This window comes from Aeromonas sp., from assembly GCF_050633025.1.
Classification (GTDB): Bacteria; Pseudomonadota; Gammaproteobacteria; order Enterobacterales; family Aeromonadaceae; genus Aeromonas.
The window spans coordinates 24,241-46,459 of sequence record NZ_JBODRQ010000012.1 but is presented as its reverse complement, the minus strand read 5'-3'; the positions used below and the strand labels follow the sequence as shown (position 1 = coordinate 46,459).

General features: G+C 58.2%; 20 protein-coding genes, 3 tRNA genes and 1 pseudogene. 15 read left to right on the top strand and 9 right to left on the bottom strand.

Annotation, left to right across the window (positions count from 1 at the left end; genetic code table 11):
- The 5 genes from uvrC to ACRAUW_RS03335 form a co-directional block, all read left to right on the top strand.
- Positions 1-1,331, top strand: a 1,331-nt coding sequence (uvrC, locus tag ACRAUW_RS03355) for an excinuclease ABC subunit UvrC (protein WP_431361147.1), incomplete at its 5' end; no start/stop codon positions are given.
- A 197-nt stretch (positions 1,332-1,528) separates the two neighbouring features.
- Positions 1,529-2,083 carry a CDP-diacylglycerol--glycerol-3-phosphate 3-phosphatidyltransferase gene (gene pgsA, locus ACRAUW_RS03350; protein ID WP_431361146.1) on the top strand — a complete coding sequence of 185 codons (555 nt, stop codon included), beginning with the start codon at positions 1,529-1,531 and terminating at the stop codon, positions 2,081-2,083.
- A 180-nt stretch (positions 2,084-2,263) separates the two neighbouring features.
- Positions 2,264-2,339: transfer RNA gene (locus ACRAUW_RS03345), tRNA-Gly, on the top strand.
- A gap of 35 nt (positions 2,340-2,374) precedes the next feature.
- Positions 2,375-2,448: transfer RNA gene (locus tag ACRAUW_RS03340), tRNA-Cys, on the top strand.
- A 41-nt stretch (positions 2,449-2,489) separates the two neighbouring features.
- Positions 2,490-2,576, top strand: a tRNA-Leu gene (locus ACRAUW_RS03335).
- 116 nt (positions 2,577-2,692) lie between these two features.
- Here the strand turns inward: ACRAUW_RS03335 and ACRAUW_RS03330 are convergent.
- The 3 genes and pseudogenes from ACRAUW_RS03330 to ACRAUW_RS03320 form a co-directional block, all read right to left on the bottom strand.
- Positions 2,693-3,853, bottom strand: a pseudogene (locus ACRAUW_RS03330) (IS3 family transposase).
- 149 nt (positions 3,854-4,002) lie between these two features.
- Positions 4,003-5,853, bottom strand: coding sequence for a DUF3413 domain-containing protein (locus ACRAUW_RS03325; protein ID WP_431361145.1), 1,851 nt, complete (start codon positions 5,851-5,853; stop codon positions 4,003-4,005).
- 47 nt (positions 5,854-5,900) lie between these two features.
- Positions 5,901-6,128, bottom strand: coding sequence for a YejL family protein (locus tag ACRAUW_RS03320; RefSeq protein ID WP_005333874.1), 228 nt, complete (start codon positions 6,126-6,128; stop codon positions 5,901-5,903).
- A 73-nt stretch (positions 6,129-6,201) separates the two neighbouring features.
- Here ACRAUW_RS03320 and yejK point away from each other — a divergent pair, with 73 nt between their 5' ends.
- From yejK to ACRAUW_RS03295, 5 genes are all read left to right on the top strand, one after another.
- Positions 6,202-7,251, top strand: a complete 1,050-nt coding sequence (yejK, locus tag ACRAUW_RS03315) for a nucleoid-associated protein YejK (protein WP_431361144.1) — start codon at positions 6,202-6,204, stop codon at positions 7,249-7,251.
- A 408-nt stretch (positions 7,252-7,659) separates the two neighbouring features.
- On the top strand, positions 7,660-8,841 hold the full coding sequence (gene malE / locus ACRAUW_RS03310; protein ID WP_005333871.1) for a maltose/maltodextrin ABC transporter substrate-binding protein MalE: 1,182 nt from the start codon (positions 7,660-7,662) through the stop codon (positions 8,839-8,841).
- Positions 8,842-8,916: 75 nt separating this feature from the next.
- Complete coding sequence (malF, locus tag ACRAUW_RS03305) at positions 8,917-10,569, top strand: maltose ABC transporter permease MalF (protein ID WP_236350904.1); 1,653 nt, start codon at positions 8,917-8,919, stop codon at positions 10,567-10,569.
- Positions 10,570-10,581: 12 nt separating this feature from the next.
- Complete coding sequence (gene malG / locus ACRAUW_RS03300; RefSeq protein ID WP_005333868.1) at positions 10,582-11,472, top strand: maltose ABC transporter permease MalG; 891 nt, start codon at positions 10,582-10,584, stop codon at positions 11,470-11,472.
- Positions 11,473-11,540: 68 nt separating this feature from the next.
- Positions 11,541-12,677, top strand: coding sequence for an ABC transporter ATP-binding protein (locus ACRAUW_RS03295; RefSeq protein WP_431361143.1), 1,137 nt, complete (start codon positions 11,541-11,543; stop codon positions 12,675-12,677).
- 112 nt (positions 12,678-12,789) lie between these two features.
- On the opposite strand, the gene ppk2 is transcribed toward ACRAUW_RS03295, so the two are convergent.
- The gene (gene ppk2, locus ACRAUW_RS03290; protein ID WP_431361152.1) at positions 12,790-13,605 is read right to left on the bottom strand and encodes a polyphosphate kinase 2; all 816 of its coding nucleotides are present in this window, start codon (positions 13,603-13,605) and stop codon (positions 12,790-12,792) included.
- Positions 13,606-13,733: 128 nt separating this feature from the next.
- Between ppk2 and ACRAUW_RS03285 the strand changes: the two genes are divergently transcribed.
- Positions 13,734-14,534 (top strand): alpha/beta fold hydrolase, encoded by an 801-nt coding sequence (locus ACRAUW_RS03285; RefSeq protein WP_431361142.1) that lies wholly within the window; start codon positions 13,734-13,736, stop codon positions 14,532-14,534.
- A 91-nt stretch (positions 14,535-14,625) separates the two neighbouring features.
- Here the strand turns inward: ACRAUW_RS03285 and ACRAUW_RS03280 are convergent, their stop codons facing one another.
- Together ACRAUW_RS03280 and ACRAUW_RS03275 are read right to left on the bottom strand one after the other, a co-directional pair.
- On the bottom strand, positions 14,626-15,696 hold the full coding sequence (locus ACRAUW_RS03280; protein WP_431361141.1) for an AI-2E family transporter: 1,071 nt from the start codon (positions 15,694-15,696) through the stop codon (positions 14,626-14,628).
- A gap of 25 nt (positions 15,697-15,721) precedes the next feature.
- Positions 15,722-15,955, bottom strand: coding sequence for a sulfurtransferase TusA family protein (locus ACRAUW_RS03275; protein ID WP_431361140.1), 234 nt, complete (start codon positions 15,953-15,955; stop codon positions 15,722-15,724).
- A 121-nt stretch (positions 15,956-16,076) separates the two neighbouring features.
- On the opposite strand from ACRAUW_RS03275, the gene ACRAUW_RS03270 reads away from it, so the two are divergent.
- Positions 16,077-17,531 (top strand): beta-barrel assembly-enhancing protease, encoded by a 1,455-nt coding sequence (locus ACRAUW_RS03270; RefSeq protein WP_431361139.1) that lies wholly within the window; start codon positions 16,077-16,079, stop codon positions 17,529-17,531.
- A gap of 90 nt (positions 17,532-17,621) precedes the next feature.
- Here ACRAUW_RS03270 and ACRAUW_RS03265 read toward each other — a convergent pair whose 3' ends face one another.
- Positions 17,622-18,104: a TlpA family protein disulfide reductase gene (locus tag ACRAUW_RS03265; RefSeq protein WP_431361138.1), complete on the bottom strand. Its 483-nt coding sequence runs from the start codon at positions 18,102-18,104 to the stop codon at positions 17,622-17,624.
- A gap of 60 nt (positions 18,105-18,164) precedes the next feature.
- On the opposite strand from ACRAUW_RS03265, the gene arsC reads away from it, so the two are divergent.
- Complete coding sequence (gene arsC / locus ACRAUW_RS03260) at positions 18,165-18,515, top strand: arsenate reductase (glutaredoxin) (protein ID WP_416244368.1); 351 nt, start codon at positions 18,165-18,167, stop codon at positions 18,513-18,515.
- Positions 18,512-18,895: a DUF2069 domain-containing protein gene (locus ACRAUW_RS03255; protein ID WP_431361137.1), complete on the top strand. Its 384-nt coding sequence runs from the start codon at positions 18,512-18,514 to the stop codon at positions 18,893-18,895. Before arsC ends, ACRAUW_RS03255 begins: the two co-directional genes overlap by 4 nt.
- Positions 18,896-18,938: 43 nt before the next feature.
- Here the strand turns inward: ACRAUW_RS03255 and ACRAUW_RS03250 are convergent, their stop codons facing one another.
- Entirely contained in the window at positions 18,939-19,559 is a 621-nt protein-coding gene (locus ACRAUW_RS03250) for an ACP phosphodiesterase (RefSeq protein ID WP_431361136.1), read from the bottom strand.
- 163 nt (positions 19,560-19,722) lie between these two features.
- Here ACRAUW_RS03250 and iadA point away from each other — a divergent pair, with 163 nt between their 5' ends.
- Positions 19,723-20,853, top strand: a complete 1,131-nt coding sequence (gene iadA / locus ACRAUW_RS03245; RefSeq protein ID WP_431361151.1) for a beta-aspartyl-peptidase — start codon at positions 19,723-19,725, stop codon at positions 20,851-20,853.
- Between the two features lie 84 nt (positions 20,854-20,937).
- Here the strand turns inward: iadA and ACRAUW_RS03240 are convergent, their stop codons facing one another.
- Positions 20,938-21,840: a lysine exporter LysO family protein gene (locus ACRAUW_RS03240; RefSeq protein WP_431361150.1), complete on the bottom strand. Its 903-nt coding sequence runs from the start codon at positions 21,838-21,840 to the stop codon at positions 20,938-20,940.
- Positions 21,841-22,219 lie beyond the last annotated feature (379 nt).

Genomic DNA, 22,219 nt, shown 5'->3' with positions numbered 1-22,219 from the left:
TCAAGCGCTGCGCCGGCCCTTGCGTGTCCGGACTGGTGAGCGAGGCCGAATATGCTCAGCAGGTGGAGCTGGCCAAGCTGTTTCTGGCGGGCAAGAACCAGCAGGTGATAGGCGAGCTGGTGGGCAAGATGGAGTCTGCCAGCGGCGATCTGCGTTTTGAAGAGGCGGCCCGCTACCGGGATCAGATCCTGGCGCTACGCCGGGTCACCGAGCAGCAGTCGGTGAGCGGCAACGTACTGGACGAGCTGGATGTGGTGGGGGTCGCCTTCCAGCAAGGTGCTGCTTGCATCCACGTGCTCTTTATCCGTCAGGGCAAGGTGCTGGGCTCGCGCAGCTACTTCCCGAAAGTGCCGGCCGACACCCCGCTCGACGAGGTGGTGCAATCCTTCCTGCTGCAGTTCTATCTGTCGGGGCAGGGGGGGCGGCAGATCCCGAGCGAGGTGCTGCTCGATGTGGCCCTTGAGGACGAAAACGTCATCGCCGAGACCCTAAGCCAGACCGCAGGCTACAAGGTGCGGGTGGTGAGCCGAACTCGCGCCGAGCGGGCCCGCTTTATCAAGCTCGCCTCCATCAACGCCGAGACGGCGCTACGCTCGCGGCTTGCCCACAAGAGTACGATGACTGCTCGCTACGACCAGCTGGAAGAGCTGCTGGAGCTGGAGCGCCCCATCGCCCGCATGGAGTGTTTCGATATCTCCCACACCATGGGGGAGCGCACGGTAGCCTCTTGCGTGGTGTTCAACCGGGAGGGGCCGCTCTCATCGGAATATCGTCGCTTTAATATCGACTGTATCACCGGCGGTGATGACTACGCGGCGATGGAGCAGGCGCTGGAGCGCCGCTTTGGCAAGCAGCAGGAGCCCGATAAGGTGCCGGACGTGCTGTTTATTGACGGTGGCCTCGGCCAGTTGCGCCGCGCCGAAGAGATCCTGGCCCGTCAGCTGGAGTTCCTCGGCGGTAAATATCCGCTGCTGGTGGGCATCGCCAAGGGGGTCACCCGCAAGGCGGGGTTGGAAACTCTCATCATGGGAGAGAGCCACGAAGAGCTGCATTTACCGGCAGATATGCCTGCTTTGCACCTTATTCAGCATATTCGCGATGAATCTCACCGTTTTGCCATTACTGGCCACCGTGCCAGACGGGCCAAGGCCCGCACCAGCAGTAGTCTGGAGGATATTCCGGGGGTGGGGCCAAAGCGGCGGCAGGCGCTGCTCAAATATCTGGGCGGTCTGCAGGAGGTGAAAAAGGCGAGCGTGGATGAACTGGCCAAGGTGCCCGGCATCAGCCAAGAGCTGGCCCAGACCATCCACGATGGCTTGCACAGCGCCTGAGTAGGGTTAGTTGCATGACAAAATCGCTAACTCCTTGATGCACAAGAGCCGTGACGCGGAGGGGCCGTAAATGCCATAATGGCCCTGCTGTTGAGAAGCTTGATGGATTTACAAGACCAAGACGGGCGCCAGTGCGGTTGCATCGAAAATCGGCTTTGGCGCACTATGTTGCGATGAACAAGAAGTGGCTGAAAATAATGACAAACATACCTAACCAGTTGACGTTTTTCCGGATTTTGCTCATTCCTGTCTTCGTCATCCTGTTCTATCTGCCTTATCAATGGTCCTATCTGGCTGCCGCCATCGTCTTTATTCTGGCCGCCGTCACCGACTGGTTTGATGGCTATCTGGCCCGCAAGCTCAATCAGTCCACCGCTTTTGGCGCTTTCCTTGACCCGGTTGCCGACAAGATCATGGTTGCTGCTGCACTGGTGGTCATCGTCGAACACTACAACACCATCTGGGTGACTATCCCCGCCATGACCATGATTGGCCGCGAGATCATCATCTCCGCTCTGCGCGAGTGGATGGCCGAGCTCGGCAAACGCTCCTCGGTGGCCGTCAGTTGGATTGGCAAGTGGAAGACCATGATCCAGATGGTGTCGCTCACCGGCCTGATCTGGCAATACAACGTCTGGATGGTATGGCTCGCCTATCTGATGCTCTATGTCGCTACTGTGCTCACCTTCTGGTCGATGTTCCAGTATATGAAGGCTGCGTGGAGCGATCTGACCCATCACTCCAGCTGCTGAGTGATTAGACAGTAATAGGCCGTTTCTAGCAATTTCAGACAAGAAACGGCCAAAGATGCTAAAAGTGTGCAAAAAGGGCAAAAAACGCTCGAACGATCAGTTAATTAAATATTTCTGGTTGACTGGGCGGGGAACATCGCTAGAATGCGTCCTCGTAGTCAGGCAATCAGCCAGACCGATGCGGGAATAGCTCAGTTGGTAGAGCACGACCTTGCCAAGGTCGGGGTCGCGAGTTCGAGTCTCGTTTCCCGCTCCAAATTCAGACAATAGAGAGCCAACTCTCTTTTGCATGGCGCGTTAGCAAAGCGGTTATGCAGCGGATTGCAAATCCGTTTAGTCCGGTTCGACTCCGGAACGTGCCTCCATATTGACAAGCCCGCCACGCGAGCTTGATACCGATTGCGGTGCCCGAGTGGTGAAATCGGTAGACACAAGGGATTTAAAATCCCTCGCTTTTCGAGGCGTGCCGGTTCGATTCCGGCCTCGGGCACCATTAAAATCAATGAGTTACAAAGGCCGCTAGAAATAGCGGCCTTTTTCTTTTTCTCCAGTGCCCACATTTGATCCACACAGTTTTTTTGATCTGACCCAGTAATCGTGGACACCGGGTTAAGCAGCTACCTTCTCAAACTCCTCTGGGGTTTGGTAACCCAGAGTGCTGTGCAGGCGATGTCGATTGTAATCGACCTCTATGTACTCGAATACCCTTGCCCGCATCTGGGCTCGGGTCGTGAACCGCTCGCCATGGATTGCTTCCACCTTCAACGAGTGAAAGAAGCTCTTCGAGCAGGCATTGTCATAACAATTGCCTTTGGCGCTCATGCTGCCGCGCAGGCCGTGGGCATTCAACAACGCCTGATAATCATGGGAGCAATACTGGGCTGCCCCGGTCGCTATGGACGATGACCCCCCGGGGGTTCCGACGTCGCTCCAGCGCCATTTGTAAGGTATCGCAGACCAACTGGGCCGTCATGCGCTCGGACATGGCCCAGCCGATGATGCGGCGGGAATAGAGGTCCAGCACCACCGTCAGATAGAGCCATCCTTCATCGGTCCAAAGGTAAGTGATATCACCGGCCCACTTCTGGTTGGGGGCGCTGGCGCTAAAATCCTGTGCCAACAGGTTGCCGGCTACCGGCAGGTTGTGCCGACTCTGGGTGGTTGCCTTGAACTTGCGTGCTGCTTTGGCCCGTAATCCCTGACGCTGCAGACTCTTGGCCACCGTTTTTCGGTTATGCACAGCGCCCTGTTTCGCCAGGATTTTGGTGATACGGATAGCCCCACAACGCCCCTTGGCAGCGGCAAAGGTCTCGGCCACCTGAACGTCCAGTTGATGTCGCATCTGGGCTCGAGCAGAGACCATGCCCTGCCTGGTCCGCCAGGCATAAAAACCGCAGCGGGCCACACCCAGGATGCGGGTCATGGTGGTCACCTTGAACTGCCGGATATGCTCGGCCATAAAGGCGTACTTCACTTCAGGTGTTTGGCAAAGTACGCGGCGGCTTTTTTTACCAGAGCCAACTCTTCTGCTTGCTCTGCCAGTTGGCGCTTGAGTCGGACATTTTCATCGGCGAGTTGCTGCTCGCGCTCCCCCGCATCCATGAGTTGCTTGGCCTTGGTGCGTCAAGCGTAGAGCTGGGCTTCTTTGAGGCCTAATTGGATGGCGGCCTTGCTCATTCCGACGCGCTCGGCCAGAGCCAAGGCTTCTTCCTTGTATTGTTGAGAGTAACGGGTTCTGGATGTTTTCTGTTCGTTCGTTGCTTTGGTCATGATGTACCTCTGTCAGTGATTTTACTCACTTAACCAGGTGTCCATCGAGAGTGGGTTAGATCAGATGAAATCAGCCAGCTAACCCTGGTCAATTTTGGACGCTGATCACTGGTCATTTTTCGATGCTGATTGACACATCAGCGCGGACTTCATTGGTTGCGATAGAAGCGGTTCAGCTCGTTCATCACTTCGATCATGGCGCCCATATCCGGTGTGCCGTGCTTGATCGGGCGATAGCTGTTGCGCTCCAGCAGTTCGAAGTCACCCTGCTTGTTGAAGTGGGTGATGGTGTCCCCTTCATAGATGGCGAAGTCGTTCTGATCCCCTGCCAGCAGCCAGTTGCGCGGGCTGGTATCAAACAGCGAGCGGCCAACGCTGTAATCGCGCGCAGGATTGCGCACGCCCAGCATCCCCTGCATCAGGGTCGGCGCCAGATCGAAATGGCTGCTCGGTTGTTCCCGAACGTCACTGCCACGCCCCGGCCAGGCCAGTACCAGCGGTACCTGCACCTGATAGGGTGAGTAGTTGCTGCCTGCGCCCCAGCTGTTGCTGCGGGTGTCGTTGAACTCCTGGCCGTGGTTGGAGGTGATGACGACGATGGTGTTGCTGTCCATCCCCTGCGACTGCAATTTGGTCAGCATCTGCTCAAGCAACTGGTCGGTATAGAAGACCGAGTTCTTGTAGCGGTTCTCCAGTTTTTGCAGGTTCTCCGCCCGATAGGCGGTCGCCGGATTGAAGTTGGCAAGCTCCGGTTGGAACGGCCCCTTCATGGTGGCGGGTAACTGGTAGTCGCCCGGGCTCGAGAGATAGACCAGCGAGAACCAGGGGCGCTCGGGAGAGCGCTTCTCCAGCCACTGCTGCCAGTCGGTCAGCAGCTTGCCATCGTCACTCTGCTCGGAGACAAACACCTGTTTGCGCAGACCGGCGAGAATGCTCTTGCGATACTTCTGGGCATCTTCCATCGCACCGAACAGCCCGAACTGGTAATCCTGGCGCAGCATCTCGTCGAACAGCACCGGTGGACGCTTGTCACTGCTGATCTCCTTGTAGTAGTGGCCGGGCAACCCGTAGAAGAGGCTGAACATCCCCATCAGATCGTCGTTGCCGCCACTCAAGTGATTGCGGAAAGTCAGGTGCTGATCCGCATAGCGCTGCAGATTGGGCATGTTGATGTTGTTGAGCATGTCAAAACGCAATGAGTCGACCACCACAATCAGCAGATTGTTGTGGGTCAGGGGCGCGTTGACGTTGAGCGGGCGCAGCGGGTAGTGCATCCGGCTGTCGCTGTTATCCCCCTGGGAGGCTGCCTGCTTCTCGTATTGATCCAGATCCAGCCAGCCATGTTTGGCCAGGAAGGAGCGGGCCGTCATGGGGTAGGAGAGGGGGAAGTTGGCTCTCTGCATGGTGATGGGCTGATAGAGGGTCGCATCCGCCCAGCTATTGACTAGGTGGGTCAGAATAAAGCAGATCAGCAGGGCCAGCCCCACCTGATTGCCGTACTGGCGGCGCTTGCGCTTGTTGATCTTACGCCAGACATAGGCCGACAGCAGCAGTTGCAGCAGGAAGATGGTGGGCACGGCAACGAAGATGATGCTCCAGATTGAGCCCTCTTCGGTTTGTGCCTGATCCAGCAGCAACTGCCATACCTGACTGTTGAGGTGGAACTTGAACAGCCGGAATACTTGGGTGTCGATCAGCAGCAGCACCAGCGCCAGGGTAGCGATGATGGCCGAGATGAACCGCAACGACTTCTCCTTGGGCAGCACGAAGCTGAGCGGGAAGATCGTCAACAGGTAGGTGACAAAACTCAGAAACGAGAAGTGGCCAATCCAGCTTACAACGAGATAGATCACGCCAAGCGTGGTCGATGGCCAGCTGATGGCACCCAGATAACGGGTGGCGATGAGCATGGCCAGAATAATGTTGAAGAAGGAGAACCAATGCCCCCAGGTGATCAGGCGAGAGACATTATCACGATAGGGGTTACCGGTTTCGACCATAGTGATCCCTCTGCGTTGAGAAACGTCAAATCAACAGAGTCGGGGACTCAGTGTGCGTCGTGGCGATTATCGACCGATGCGGTCAGGGCCTGGACAAACTTTTCAGTGATGGCCTGGCGCTGGGCCGGTGCCATACCGTTGATGATATTGGTGGTCAGATTGCCAAGCACCATAAGGCTGAGATCTACCGGCGCTTTATGCTTTTCCAGCGCGGTGATCAGGTCGTTCATCAGGGCGTCAAATTGCTCGTTATTGTACTTTGATACGATAGGCATAATCTTCAGTTCATCTCGGTTCAAAGCGCCTTATAATACTTCACCCTTTCGGCTAACACTATGGCTTTGTGACATGAGTCTCGATATCGACAAGATCATTCTTCACTCCTTGCGCCAGGGCGGCGATGGTCAACCCCACGCCGATACCCGCAGCCAGACCCTGCCCCCTGATGAGGCGGTACAGGGACTGATGGCGGAACTGCATCGGATCTATAACGGCAAGGGCGGTAAGGGCTTTGGCTTCTTTGCCAACCCCGAGGCCACCGTCGCCGATCTGGCCGACGGTATCGATGCTCCCAAGCAGCCTTCCCCCGAGTTTCGTATCGCCCTCGAACAGCTGCTCGACGAGCAGACCGAATTTGTGCCTTTCTCGGTCACCGTGACCCAGATGCTGGTCAAGCAGCTGGTGGAGCACGCCCTCGATGAGCAGGGGGTGCTGCTGTTTGCCAAATACAATTATGTCGGGGTCGATTATCTGCTGATTGCTCTGCTGGAGGGCAAGGAGAGCGTCACCGTCAGCGAAGCGCTGGAATTGCGTCATATCCAGTATCTGGATATCGGCAAACTCAATCTGGTGGCCCGCATTGATTTGACCGAATGGAAAACCCAGCCGGATTCGCGCCGCTATATCACCTTCAGCAAGGGACGCATTGGTCGCAAGCTGGGCGACTTCTTTATGGATCTGCTGGGTGCCCGTGAAGGAATGGATGCCAAGATCCAGAATAAAGGGTTGCTGCAGGCGGTAGAAGATTATTGCGACAGTCGCCAGCTCGAACCGACCGAGCGCAATGACTATAAAAAGCAGGTTTTCAAATATTGCACCGAGCAGGCGAGTGCCGGTGAAGAGATCGAGATCAAGGAGCTGTCTGCTGAATTGCCTGACGACGGTGACCTCGATTTTTACAGCTTTATCGGTCAGGAGTATGAACTGGAAGAGCGCTTCCCGGCGGATCGGTCTACCCTGCGCGGCCTGACCAAATTTGTCGGCTCCGGCGGCGGTCTGACCCTGAGTTTTGAGCAGAAGTTGTTGAACAGCCGTGTGTTTTATGACCCGCAAACCGACACCCTGACCATCAAGGGGGTACCGCCCAACCTCAAGGATCAGCTGCTGCGCCAGTCGTAGTCATGCTCCCGAGTGTGATCAACTCGTCATTTCTGGCAAAAAGAGACTCCGCCCCGGCGGGGTCTCTTTTTTTATCGCGCCTGGGCAGACCTCGAAACTGGCGCGGTATTTTGTTAACAAATCAAACAAAATAAATCACATGAAAGGGTTTTCATTGAGGTGAAAACCCTTTCATTCGTGAAATTTTATTTCATTTTGGTAATTATTATTCTGTGTTTGTCTGGAATTAAGCCGATAAATGGCCGTAAATCCCTGAAATAAGAAAATGTTTTCAAAACTTTCTGGAAGGAAATACGTAATTGCATTTCAAAAATGCGAGTTGCGTCATGTGAGCCGTTTGCTGCTTGGGATAATATTCATCTCGCACACAATGCTCTTACAGCGCGGAACTAATACAAGGAAAGGCTCATGAAAAAGAAATTGCTGTCATCCCTGATCGGTCTGGCCACTCTTGGCGTCGCTTGCTCTGCTACTGCTGCCATCGATGAAGGCCAGCTGACCATCTGGATCAACGGTGACAAGGGATACAACGGTCTGGCTGAAGTGGGTAAGAAGTTTGAAGCAGAAACCGGCATCAAGGTTACTGTGGCTCACCCGGATCAGGTTGAAGTGAAATTCCAGCAAGCCGCCGCCACTGGCAACGGCCCGGACATCTTCTTCTGGGCTCACGACCGTTACGGTGAGTGGGTCAAAGCCGGTTTGCTGGTTCCGGTAACGCCGAATGCGGCCACCAAAGGCAAATTTGAACAGCTGGCATGGGATGCCATGACTGTTGATGGCAAAACCTATGGCTACCCGGTTGCCATGGAAGCGGTCAGCCTGATCTATAACAAAGACCTGCTGCCCGAGCCGCCGAAAACCTTCGAAGAGATCGCCAAGATTGACGAGACTCTGAAGAAAAACGGCAAGCGCGCCATCATGTGGGCGTATGACACCCCGTACTTCAGCTATCCGCTGGTGGCTGCCAACGGTGGTTACGCCTTCAAGAAAACCGCTACCGGTTATGACGTCAAAGATACCGGCGTGAACAACGCAGGTGCCAAGATGGGCGTAGGCTACATCTCCGAGATGATCAAGTCCGGTCACCTGGAAAAAGGCATCGACTACGGTGTGATGGACGCCAAGTTCAACAAGGGCGAAGTGGCCATGATGATCAACGGTCCCTGGGCCTGGAGCAACCTGGACAAGAGCGGCATCAAGTACGGCGTAGCGCCGCTGCCGACCCTGAACGGCAAGCCGGCCAAAGCCTTCGTTGGCGTACTGGGGGCCACTATTAACGCCGCCAGCCCGAACAAGGATCTGGCTATCGAGTTCCTGGAAAACTACCTGCTGACCGATGCCGGTCTGGCGCCGGTTAACGCCGACAAGCCGCTGGGTGCCGTTGCGCTGAAATCCTTCCAGAAGACTCTGGAATCCGATCCGCACATCAAGGCCACCATGCTGAACGCCCAGGCTGGCGAGCCGATGCCATCCGTTCCCGAGATGAGCCGTTTCTGGTCCTCCTTCGAAACTGCCCTCAAGAACGTGACCTCCGGTCGTCAGGGTGTTGACGAAGCACTGGATACCGCTGCCAAGCGTATCGTTCAGTAAGCACGTACTACCCGGGAGGCCGTCATGGCCTCCCACTCTCTCAAATCTCTCTTGGCGTTATAAAGGTTAATTGGCATGGAAGTAGTACCTTCTGTTGAGTCCTATGCCGGTCCGAAGGATAAGCACACCTGGCTTAAGTGGACTATCGCGGCCCTGGTTGCCATCCTCAACGGTTACGCAGCCGTGATGATGTACGCCAGTGGCGAGTGGGTATTCGCGCTGCTGGATCTGGTGGTGGTTTCCGTCGGTCTGTATGTCTTCATGAACAAGAAGACCTATGCCCATCGCTACATCTTTCCGGGTGTGGCTGGCATGGTTGTGTTTATCATCTTCCCTCTTGCCTACACCATTGGCATTGCCTTCACCAACTATTCGGGGTCCAACTTGCTCTCCGTGGAGCAGGCGCGGGACTACCACCTGAAGAAAACCTACAAGGTGGCGGGCGGTGAATTCGATTTTACCTTGCTGGGTGGCGACAACGGCCAGTTCCAGCTGCTGCTGACACAGGATGATCAATCCTTTATCAGCCAACCTGTCTCCCTGATGACCAACAAGGCCCGTGAGCTGGCGTCCCGCGAGGGCCGTGTGCAGAACACCCAGCAAGTGGTTGAACTGCAGCCCTTCACTGGCGAAGCTGCCAGCAAGGCCGCACCGATCCGCGCCATTGTTGAGCATCGTACTCACCTGAGTGACCTTGATCTGGTGCTGCCGGATGGTGGTACCCACCTGACCCTGAGCAGCCTGCGCAAGTTTGCCGCCCAGAAGCAGCAGTACACCCGTCTGATGGATGGTGCCGTGCTCAAGTCCGGCGTGGTGATCAAAGACAGCAACCTGCTGCGTGATACCCAGAATGGCGAGCTGATGCTGCCCAATGGCGAGACCGGCTTCTATCAGTACATCGACGAACAGGGTCAGTTTGTCGGCAAGGGGATTGCTCCGGGCTTTGTGGTCAGCGTCGGTTGGAAGAACTTCGCGCGCATCGTCACCGATCCGGGCATCCAGTCACCCTTCCTGCAGATCTTCATCTGGACCGTGATCTTCTCAACCTGTTCTGTCGCCTTCACCTTGGCTATCGGCATGGTGCTGGCCTGTCTGGTGCAGTGGGAAGAGCTTAAGGGGCGTGGTTTCTATCGGGTCATGTTGATCCTGCCCTATGCGATCCCGGCGTTTATCTCCATCCTGGTGTTCAAGGGGTTGTTCAACCAGAACTTCGGTGAGATCAACATGTTCCTGGAAGCGGCGTTTGGCATCAAGCCGGACTGGTATACCAACCCCTTCCTGGCCAAGGTGATGATCCTGATCGTCAACACCTGGCTCGGCTACCCCTACATGATGATCCTCTGCATGGGCCTGCTCAAAGCGATTCCGGAAGATCTCTATGAAGCGTCCGCCATGGACGGTGCCGGCCCGGTACAGAACTTCTTCAAGATCACCGTGCCGCTGTTGATGAAGCCGCTGACACCGCTGTTGATTGCCTCGTTCGCCTTCAACTTCAACAACTTCGTGCTTATCCAGTTGTTGACCAACGGTGCGCCGGACATCATAGGCGCCAGCACCCCGGCCGGTACCACCGACTTGCTGGTGAGTTATACCTACCGGATTGCGTTCCAGGGATCGGGTGGTCAGGACTACGGTCTGGCCAGTGCCATCGCCACAGCTATCTTCCTCATCGTGGGTGCGCTGGCGCTGCTCAACCTGAAATTGTCCAAAGCCGACAAGCAGCTGTAAGGAGGCTTCAACATGGCAATCGTACAACCCAAATCAGTCAAATACCGGGTGTGGGCAACCCACCTGGTCATGTGGGGCTTCCTGGCATTGATCATCTTCCCGTTGATCATGGTTATCGCCATCTCGTTCCGTAACGGTAACTTCGCGGTAGGGGAGATCATCCCCTCCAATCCGACGCTGGATCACTGGAAGCTGGCGCTGGGCATGTCTATCACCAACGCCGACGGCAGCATCACGCCGCCGCCGTTCCCGGTGCTGACCTGGTTGTGGAACTCCATCAAGATCGCCGGCATCACTGCCCTGATGATCGTGACGCTCTCCACCACCTGTGCTTACGCCTTTGCCCGCCTGCGTTTTCGTGGCAAGTCCACCATCCTGCAGGGCATGCTGATTTTCCAGATGTTCCCGGCGGTGTTGGCGCTGGTAGCTATCTACGCGCTCTTTAACAAGATTGGTGACTACATCCCCTGGCTCGGTCTCAACACCCACGGTGGCCTGATCCTGGCGTACATGGGGGGGATTGCCCTCCACGTCTGGACCATCAAGGGCTACTTCGAGACCATCGACTCCTCCCTGGAGGAGGCGGCGGCCATCGACGGTGCGACTCCGTGGCAGGCATTCCGTCTGATCCTGTTGCCCCTGTCGGTGCCCATCCTGGCGGTAGTGTTTATTCTGGCCTTTATCGGTTCCATTACCGAGGTGCCCATGGCCTCCATCCTGCTTCAGGATGTGAACAATCTGACCCTGGCGGTCGGGGCCCAGCAGTACCTCTATCCGCAGAACTATCTGTGGGGTGATTTTGCGGCGGCCGCAGTGCTCTCCGGTTTCCCCATCACAGTGGTCTTCCTGTTGGCACAGCGCTGGTTGGTTGGCGGTCTGACTGCTGGCGGTGTGAAAGGTTAAGTTTATGGCCGGGGGAGCTGACTCCCCCCGCTATCACGATTTGCAAAGATTCAAGAGCGGAGCTCGTCATGGCTGAAGTAGTACTCAACAACGTTCGCAAAAATTACGATCCGGCTGTTCACAAGGACACCCTGCGCAACATCAACCTCTCCATCAAGGAAGGGGAGTTCATCGTCTTCGTCGGCCCGTCCGGCTGCGGCAAATCCACCCTGCTGCGGATGATTGCAGGTCTGGAAGACATCACCAGCGGTGAGCTGACCATCGGTGGTCGTTACATGAACGACGTGCCGCCAGTCGAGCGCAACGTCGGCATGGTGTTCCAGTCCTACGCCCTCTATCCGCACATGAACATCTACGAGAACATGGCCTTTGGTCTGAAGCTCAAGAAGATGGACAAGGAGAGCATTCACGCTCGGGTCATGCGCGCAGCCGAGATCCTGGGTCTCGAGCCACTGCTGGACCGCAAGCCCAAGGCGCTCTCCGGCGGCCAGCGCCAGCGGGTTGCCATCGGTCGCTCCATCGTACAGCAGCCACAGGTGTTCCTGTTTGATGAGCCGCTCTCCAACCTCGACGCCGCGCTGCGGGTCAAGATGCGGATCGAGATCGCCAAGCTGCACAAAGAGCTCAACTCCACCATCATCTACGTGACCCACGATCAGGTGGAAGCGATGACCCTGGCCGACAAGATTGTGGTGCTGAGCCCGCTCAAGGCCGAAGCTGCCACCAACCTGGAACAGTTCGGTTCACCGCTGGATCTCTACCACAACCCGGACAACAAGTTCGTGGCGGGCTTTATCGGCTCTCCCAAGATGAACTTCCTGGCGGGCGAGTTGCTGGAGATTGGCGAGCAGGAGTGCCTGGTCAAGTTGACCTCTGGCGATACCGTGCGTGCCCGTGTTGATGCCCGCAGTGGCGCTGTGGGTGACAAGGTGGAGCTGGGTATTCGCCCCGAGCATCTGATGCCGCTGGATCACCCCCATGCACACAGCAAGGTGAGCGGGATCGTGCAGGTGGCCGAGCACCTGGGCGCCGAGTCCTTCGTTTATATGGATGTGGATGGTCACGACTTTACCGTCAAGGCTACCTCGGATGTGGATGTGGCGACCGGTCAAACCTACAGCGTGGGTATCCCGGCCGAAGCCTGCTACCTGTTCGATGCCAAGGAGCAGGCGTTCCCCCGTACCGCCAAATATATCCGTACCTGATTTTTTGTTGTGCTGGTTTTCCTTTCTTAATAATCAATGCCTTTTTGCCGGTCGTCAGACCGGCTTTTTATTGCCTGCGATTTGAACATGCAGATAGGCAAGGTAACCCGGTTCAAGCCTCGAGTTCGGCGGTAATATCGGGCACAAAGGTCTGGCTGGCCAGCGGCGGGCGCTCATACCCTTCGGTTTTGATGGGGGGGAGCTTGAGGGGCTCATAGTGGATCGTCTCGTAGGGCACCTTGCCCAGCAGATGAGTGATGCAGTTGAGGCGGGCACGGCGTTTGTCATCTGCCTCCACCACGAACCAGGGACAATCCTCGGTGTCGGTGTAGGTGAACATGTCATCCTTGGCGCGGGAGTATTCCACCCAGCGAGAGCGGGACTGCAAGTCCATCGGGCTGAACTTCCAGCGCTTGATGGGGGTGTTGATCCGCTCCTTGAAGCGCTTCTCCTGCTCCTCATCGGAGACCGAGAACCAGTATTTGATCAGGGTGATGCCGGAGCGGATCAGCATCCGCTCGAACTCGGGGCAGGCGCGCAGAAACTCGCGATACTCGGCGTCGCTGCAAAAGCCCATCACCCGCTCTACCCCGGCGCGGTTGTACCAGGAGCGGTCAAACAGCACCATCTCGCCAGCGGCGGGCAGGTGGGCGACATAGCGCTGAAAGTACCACTGGGAACGTTCCCTGTCTGAGGGAGCGGGCAGCGCCGTCACACGGCAGACCCGGTGGTTGAGCGGCTCGGTGATCGCCTTGATGACGCCCCCCTTGCCGGCGGCGTCCCGTCCCTCGAACAGCACCACCACCTTGAGCCCCTCCTGCTTGACCCACTCCTGCAGCTTGACCAGCTCCTCCTGCAGATGGGTAAGGTGGTGCTCGTAGCACTTCTTGTCCAACCGCGGCCGCTTCTTGCTCTTCTCCTTCGCCATGGGCTTCTCCTTTTGGCATCCTTTCATGGGTGACTTCTTTGAGTCACTGTCAGCTTGCACTAGAGAGGCGTCACCTGCCAAGGGGGACGTGATACACTGCCCGCCCATCGCTGGCAACAGGAGATAACATGAAGCATTTTATGGAGATAGCGGGCCGTCGGATGGCCTATCTGGACGAAGGGCAAGGGCCGGTACTGCTGTTTGGTCACAGCTATCTGTGGGACAGCGCCATGTGGGCGCCGCAAATCGAGGCGCTCAAGGGCAGCTATCGCTGCATCGTTCCCGAGCTGTGGGGCCACGGCGATTCCGACCTGCTCCCCGAAGGTGGCTGCACCCTGGCGACTCTGGCGCGGGATCACCTGGCGCTGCTCGATGCCCTCGGGGTTGACGAGTTCGTACTGGTGGGCCTCTCCATCGGCGGCATGTGGGGTGTGGAGCTGGCGCGCATGGTGCCAAACCGACTCAAGGGTCTGGTGCTGATGGACAGTTTTGTCGGCCTGGAACCGCAGATCACCTGCGAGCGTTACCTCGGCATGCTGGCGATGATCGAGCAGCTAGGCACCGTGCCGGCGCCCATCATCGGACAGGTGGCGCCGCTCTTTTTTGCCAATCAGCCTGATGAGGCGCTGATGAGTGGCTTCAAGGCACGCCTTGCTGCCTGGCCAAACGAGAAGATTGCCGCCATGGTGACGGTGGGGCGCAGTTTTGTCACTCGCGAAGATCGTATCGAGTGGCTGGAAGAGGTGACGGTTCCTGCGCTGGTGATGACCGGTTGCGAAGACAAGGCCCGTCCGGTGCTGGAGGGCTATCTGATGGCCGAAGTGCTGGGTTGTCCGTTCAAGGAGATCCCGGCTGCCGGGCATATCTCGACGCTGGAGAATCCCACTTTCGTCAATGCGCAGTTGAGCGCGTTTCTGGCCACCCTGTGACCCGGTGTGGTGCCATATTGGCGCGATGTGACCTACCCAAAACGGGAGCCAATGGCTCCCGTTTTGATAGCGCTTGCATCATGGCGCGGTATCAGCTTGCGCTGTTGGCTGCCTCTTCCCGCTGGGGCCAGGCATTGATCACCGCCTTGACCAGGGTGGCGAGGGGAATGGCGAAGAAGACCCCCCAGAATCCCCACAAGCCGCCAAAGACCAGCACGGCGATGATGATGGCCACCGGATGGAGGTTGACGGCTTCCGAGAAGAGCACCGGCACCAGCAGGTTGCCGTCGAGGGCCTGGATCACCAGATAGGCCACCATCAGCCAGGCGAACTCGGGGGTGAGGCCCCACTGGAACAGGGCGACCATGGCCACCGGCACCGTCACCACGGCGGCGCCGATATAGGGGATCAGCACCGAGAAGCCGACCGCGACCGCCAGCAGCACCGAGTAGCGCAGTCCCATCAGGGCGAAGGGGACATAGGTGGCAATCCCGACGATGAGGATCTCGATCACCTTGCCGCGGATGTAGTTGATGATCTGGTTGTTCATCTCGACCCACACCCGGTTGACCAGGGTGCGGTTGCGCGGCAGGAAGCGGCGCAGGTTGCCCATCAGTACCCGCTTGTCCTTGAGCATAAAGAAGACCATCAGCGGCACCAGAATGAGGTAGATCATGATGGCCACCACGTTGACCAGCGAGCTGAGGGAGGCGCTAACCAGATGCTCGCCGCCACTGAGGATGCGCTGGCGGATGTTGTCGATGACGGTCTCCACCAGACTGACGTCGATGAGCTCGGGATATTTGTCCGGCAGGGTGCGCACATAATCCTGAGCGTGGGTCAGCATGGCCGGCGCCTCTTTGGCCAGATTGATCCCCTGACTGACCAGCGTCGGGATAAGACCCAGCAAGGAGGCCACCGCCACCGCAATAAAGAGGATCAGAATGACGCTGGTGGCCAGAGTGCGCGACAGCCCCGCTTTTTGCAGCCGGGCGACCGGCCACTCCAGCAGATAGGCCATTACCAGCGCCACCAGCAGGGGGGCCAGCAGATCGCCAAACAGCCAGATGATGGTGAAGCAGAACACCAGCAACAGGAAAAGGGTAACGGCATCGGGATCGGAAAAACGGGTCTGATACCAGCGCTTTAATACTTCTAACATGACGGCATCCTTACATCACTGGGGCTCAAGATGGTTGTTTCGCCCCGACAACCAACTGCAAAGAGAGGGTATTGTCTGGTTGTTGCTGCATCTCGACATGGTGGCCCTGACGGTGCAGATAGGCCGGAATATCCTGCCGGGAGCCCGCATCTGCCAACAGGATGGTGACGGTTTGACCGCTTTGGGCCTCCCTTAACCAGAGCTTGAGCCGGATCAGCGGCTCGGGGCAACGCCAGGGGGTCAGGTCGAGAACTTCCATGGGGGCTCCATCAGGCAGGTGGCCGCTATTATGGCCGTGATAGGAGCATGAAACAACGCTTGTAGCCCTTGATGGGCAAGGGTATTCTGCCGAGGCCCTTTCTGATGGAGATAGAGATAACGTGGCACGTTTTTCCCCCCTGATGGCATCGCTTCCCCTGCTGGCTTCCCTGATGGGCGCCACGTTTCATGCCGAGGCCAACAATCAGCTTCCCGACATAGGCACCGCCGGGGTATCGGCCCTGCCCATCGAGCAGGAGGTACGCTATGGCAACGCCTTCATGCGCTTTGCCCGTGCCGGCTTGCCGATCATCGATGATCCGGTGCTTAGCCAGTACATTGACGATCTGGGTCAGCGACTGCTGACCAACGCCGATGGGGTGCGTTTCCCGTTTACCTTCTTCCTCATCAATGATCCCACCATCAACGCGGCCGCCTTCCTTGGCGGGCGAGTCAAGGTGCATACCGGTCTGTTCCTCTACGCCGACAGCGAGAGCGAGCTGGCCTCGGTACTGGCCCACGAAATCACCCACGTGACCCAGCGCCATATCGCCCGTTATATGGAGGCGCAGGCGAGCAGCTCGGCGGTGACCCTGGCCGGTCTGGTGGGCTCCATCGCGCTGGCGGTGATCAACCCGACCGCCGGTATCGCCGCGCTGCAGACCACGTTGGGCCTCTCCATGCAGTCGGCCATCAACTACACCCGCGACAACGAATATGAAGCGGACCGGATCGGCATGAAGACCCTCTACGATGCCGGTTTCGATCCCATGGGGATGGCCAACTTCTTCCAGAAACTGGCTGCCGAATACCGTTACGCCAGCAAGCCGCCGGAAATGCTGCTCACTCACCCGCTGCCGGAGACCCGGATCAGCGAGGCTCGCGCCCGTGCAGGCAGCTATGGCCGCCGCGACTTGCCGACCAGCCTCGACTTCTGGCTGGCCAAGGTGCGGATTCAGGTGCGTTTTGGTACCGATACCCCGCAGGGGCTGCTGAGCTACTTCGATAGCCGGATCCAGAAGGGGGATTATCCGCTCAAGGATGCCGCCATCTATGGCAAGGCGCTGGCGCTGATCCAGCTCAAGCGCACCGACGAGGCGGATACCCTGATGCAGGAGCTGGCGGCCCGTCATCCGGAAGATCTCTTTATCGTCGATGCCCAGACCGACATCGATCTGGCCAAGGGGCGCAGCGCCCAGGCCATCGCTCGCCTCGAGAAGTTCCGCAGCCGGATGCCGGATAACGAAGTGGTGGTGGTCAACCTCGGCAACGCCTACCTCGAGAGCGGCAACTACAAGAAGTCCATCGCCATCCTTGACCCCTATGCCCGTGCCCATGAGGAGAACAATCTGGCCTGGAACCTGCTAGCCGATGCCTATCGCAAGGCGGGCAGAATGACCGATCTGCATATGGCGCGGGCCGAAATGCTCGCGCTGCGCGGGGATTATCAGGCGGCCATCGATGAGCTGATCGTGGCGCGCGGTACCACCAGCGACCGGATGACCCTGGCTCGTCTGGAGGCGCGCATCACCGAGCTGGAGCGGGCCAAGAAGGATCTCGACAGCCTCAAGGGCTAACGAAACCTATCAAACAAGGGCGCACTATGGTGCGCCCTTGTTGTTTATGGCGGTGGCGTTGATGTGGGGGACGGTGATAGCAGCGATGGGCTAGTGACTCATGCTGCTGGCGGTCGCCTTGAGCATCTCGATCTGCTGCTGGTCGAGCTCGCCGACCAGCGTCTGCGTGAGCTTGCCCTCACTGTCGAGCAGATAGCTGGTGGGTAGCCCGCTTGGGCGAGGGAAGGGGAGCCTGGCATCTTCATTGGCAATAAGGAGCGGCACCTTGATGTGGTACTGCGCGGCCAGCTTGTCCAGCTCTGCTGGTGTGATCGGGTCGTAGTTGATGGCCACCACTGTGATCTGGCCCTCCGCTGCCAGCCTGTTGAGGCGCGGCATCTCCCGCAGACAGGGGGCGCACCAGGGGGCGAAGTAGTTGACCAGCAGCGGCTTGCCGGCAAAGTGGCGCACGCTGACCGACTGCCCTGTTGCATCGGTAAATTCGGGGGCGGGTGTGCAGGCGCCCAGCAGGCCCGCCACAATCAGCCAACAAATTCGTTTCAATTCCTTTCCACTGCCGCTTACCCTGACCATCACTTTCCCCTACAATAGCGCCGTTTCTAGTCCCATCTTGCGATTAATCAGGGAGTTACCATGAGCGAGACCCAAATCTACCACAATCCGCGCTGCTCCAAGAGTCGCGAAACCCTGGCTCTGCTGGAACAGCACGGGATCGCCCCTGATGTGGTGCTCTATCTGGAGCAGGCCCCGAGCGAAGAGGAGATCCGCAACCTGCTCTCTCTGCTCGGCTTTAACGATCCCCGCCAGCTGATGCGCACCAAGGAGGATCTCTACAAGGAGCTGGGATTGGCCGATGTCAGCGGTGATGCCCTTATTCGTGCCATGCACCAGCATCCCAAGCTGATCGAGCGTCCCATCGTCATCAAGAATGGTCAGGCCCGCATTGGTCGCCCGCCGGAGCAGGTGCTGGAGATCCTCAAGTGAGCACCCGCTTCGCACGTTGGCTGACTCTGGTCGGCTTCTTCGGCCTGCTGGGCTGGGTCATCCTTTGGCATCTGTGGCTCTCGCCCCATCCCGATCTCAATCCCTGGCTGCTACCGGTGCTCTGGACTGTGCCGCTGCTCTTCCCCCTCAAGGGAATCGTGCAGGGCAACCCCTACACCCACGCCTGGGGCAACTTCGTGTTGATGCCCTATTTCCTGCACGCCCTCACCCTGATCACCACGGATGAGGGGGAGCGGTGGCTGGCGGTGGTGGAGCTGGTCTTCACCACTCTCGCCTTTGTCGGCACCATCTATTACGCCCGACTGCGTGGTCGGGAACTGGGCTTAAGCATTCGCAAGAAGAAAGACGAAGCCAACTGATGACAAACGCCCCGCAAGGGGCGTTTTTTATGGGGAAGCAGCTCTATCCAGAGGGATCACTGTGCCCTTGGGCTGCCCGATATTGGGCCAGCTGCTGTTGACTAAAGTCCATCAGCGCGGGATAGAAGCGCAGAAACCACGCCTCGCATGTTTGCCACTGCGACTCATCGAGGGTCAGCAGCGCCTCTCCCAGTTGTACCGGGCGGCGCAGTCGGCGACCTATGCCATTCAGCGCTTGCCCCAGCCCCTCCCTGTGGCGGTAGGAGGCGATCCAGTTCTGCTCGGCCATCCGCTTGAGGGGGAGTGGCAGTCCATCCGGCAGGCGTGGGTGATCCGCCAATAGCTGCTCATAACTGCGTTGCAGGAAGCGGGGCAGGGGCTCGGTACTGAACAGCTCCCAGTGCTGGCTCAGCCAGTGGTCGTAGATCATATCCACCACTATGCCGCCAAAGCGGCGCCAGGGGGCCTCGAAACAGGCGACGGCCGCCTTGTGCTCGGGGTGGCTGTCGGTGAAGGCATCAATTTTGCGGTGCAGCCAGATCCCCTCATCGAAGTGGGCGGCAAGCCCCGTGGGCAGCGTGCCTTTGACGAAATCGCCGAGCAGATTGCCGGTGAGGGAGCTTCGGGTGTGGGCAGCCAGATGAAGGTGAGCCAGAAAATTCATGATGAAAGCAGGGCCTGCGAACGGATAGTGCCGCCGAGAGTAGCGGATCTTCCATCTCTCATGAAAGTCTTGTTCAGGAAGTGCTTTCACCGGCGCGCCAATAGTGGGTAAATAGTTCATCTGCCTGATGGCGTGTCACGGTATTGAGCGAGGAGTAACCATGATGTTGACCCTGATCAAGGGGGCCGAAATTTTCAGCCCCGCCTACCTTGGCCAGCAGGATCTGCTGGTGGCGGATGGCCGCATCGCCTGGATGGGCAAGGGGATGAGTGTGCCCGCCGACTGGCCACTGATGCACGTCGATGGACGGGGTCACTATCTGGTGCCCGGCATGGTTGATCCGCTGGCCCATATCACGGGAGGCGGTGGTGAAGGGGGCTTTGCCTTTCGCACCCCTGAACTGGCGGCGAGCGAGGCGCTCAAGGCCGGAGTGACCACGCTGGTGGCGGCGCTTGGTACCGACAGCCTGACCCGCTCGCCGGCTCAGGTGCTCGGCAAGGTGCGTGAATTTCGCGCCGCCGGCGTAAACGCCTTCATGTATACAGGTTCCTATCATCTGCCGGTCAAGAGCATCACCGGCACGGTGGAGTCCGACATCATCCTTATCCCCGAAGTGCTGGGGGTGGGGGAGGTGGCCATCAGCGACCACAGATCCAGTGCGCCGACCCACGATGAACTGGCCCGTCTGGTGAGCGAGGCGCGGGTGGCCGGCTTGCTCGCGGGCAAGAGCGGGGTCAGCTTCTTTCATCTGGGCGATGGTCAGGGCGCACTGGCGCCACTACGGGCCCTGCGTGACAAGACCGATATACCGCTGCGCCAGCTCTATCCGACCCACTGCAATCGCAACCCCTGGCTCTTCGCCGAGGCGATCGAATGGGGCAAGGCGGGAGGTTGGGTCGCTCTCACCACTGCCAGCTTTCCCGATCTGGTAGAGGATGGCGAGCGGCTGGCGGCCGATGCGCTGGTGGAGCTGTTGGCCGCCAACGTACCAGCCGATGGCATCAGCTTCAGCTCGGATGCCAACACCAGCCTGCCGCGCTTTGATGGCGAGGGACGCCTTATCGAGATGCGCTGCGGCCAGATCGCCAGCCTGTGGCAGGAGTGCGTTCGTGCCTGCCAGCTCGGGGTGCCGCTCGAGGTGGCATTGGCGGTCGTGAGCGCCAACCCGGCGCAGGCGCTGGGGCTCGGCAGCAAGGGGCGGATCGGGGTCGGTCAGGATGCCGACTTGCTGTTGATCAAGTCATCTTCGCTGGCTATTGCGCGGGTGATGAGCGGCGGTCAGTGGCGTAGCTGAGCTTGCAGTGATTTATTGCGCGCATCCATTTGCTAAGCAAAAAGCCCGACAACCGTGTCGGGCTTTTTGTTTGAATGAGGCCGCCTAGATAGCCAGAAACCCGAGGATCAGGATGGGGCCGAGCAGGCTCAGGATAAAGCCGGAGACGATGGCCACCGGCACCACTTGAATGCCCCCTGATTTCTGGATAACCGGCAGGGTGAAGTCCAGCGCCGTGGCGCCGCCGTAACCGATGGCCGCCGAGGGGTGGCGGCGCATCAGGACCGGAATGATCAGAATGGCGATAAGCTCGCGCCCCAGATCATTGATAAAGGCGGCCGAGCCAAGCACCGGGCCCAGTTTGTCGGCCACCAGAATGCCGGATAGCGAATACCAGCCGAAGCTGGAGCTCATCGCCAGACCATGGGCAAAGGGCATGCCCAGCAATTGGGCCGCCAGCAGGCTGCCCAGCCAGCTGCTGAGGATGACGGTGGCGGCGATCTTCATCCCCCAGGGGTTGAGCAGGATCTGGCGCAGCCGCATGCCGGAGTTGCGCATCTGCACCCCGATGAGAAACAGCAGCAGCATCAGGGCCCACTCACTCCACTTGTCGATGGGCAGTGTGCGCAGATCCACCAGCAGCCCGAGCAGCACACCGCCTAGCACCACAAAGCAGAGCTGCAGCGATTCCCACAGCAGGTGTAGCTTGCTCGGCATCCTGGTATCACTCGCCTCATGGGTCGGCGGTGTGCGCTTGTCGAGCCACCAGAGGGCCAGCAGGTTGCAGACCGTGATCGCGGTCAGCATCACCCCGGCGACCTTGAAGATCACCGCCAGATTGCTGCCAAGGTTCTCCACATAGGCAAGCCCGAGCCCCATCAAAAACAGAATGAGGTAGACCATCTTGCCCAGACTCTGGTTGACCAGCTTGATCAGCCGGGCAGAGGAGAGGGGAATCAGATAGCCGATTGCCAGTGGCAACAGGATTAGCAACACATTGAGCAGCATCGAGGCCTCGATCACAAAAACTGGTAAAAACACAACCTTATCATTACTTATTGGCTCTGTGTCACATATCTCTCGCTTTCATGGCCGAAAACAGCCCTTTGGGGGGAGGATTGTTACTTTTTTGCCACAACCCCTCTGCTTGTTAAGCATCTCTGCGAACTCAACTGAACCAATAAAATCAAGTAGATCCGTTTTGATGGATGATCTTGTGCTCAGCAAAGGTATGCATAAAGCCATTTTGGTGCCTGTTTGGCACACATCACGCTTTTCTCTTGCCACTGATATGATTGGGGTATAAAAAGGCGGTATCGGAATAGCCATTGAAATGGCTGTTTATGCAAACAAAGTGCTGAAAAATACTCCGCAAGCGAATAAAAAT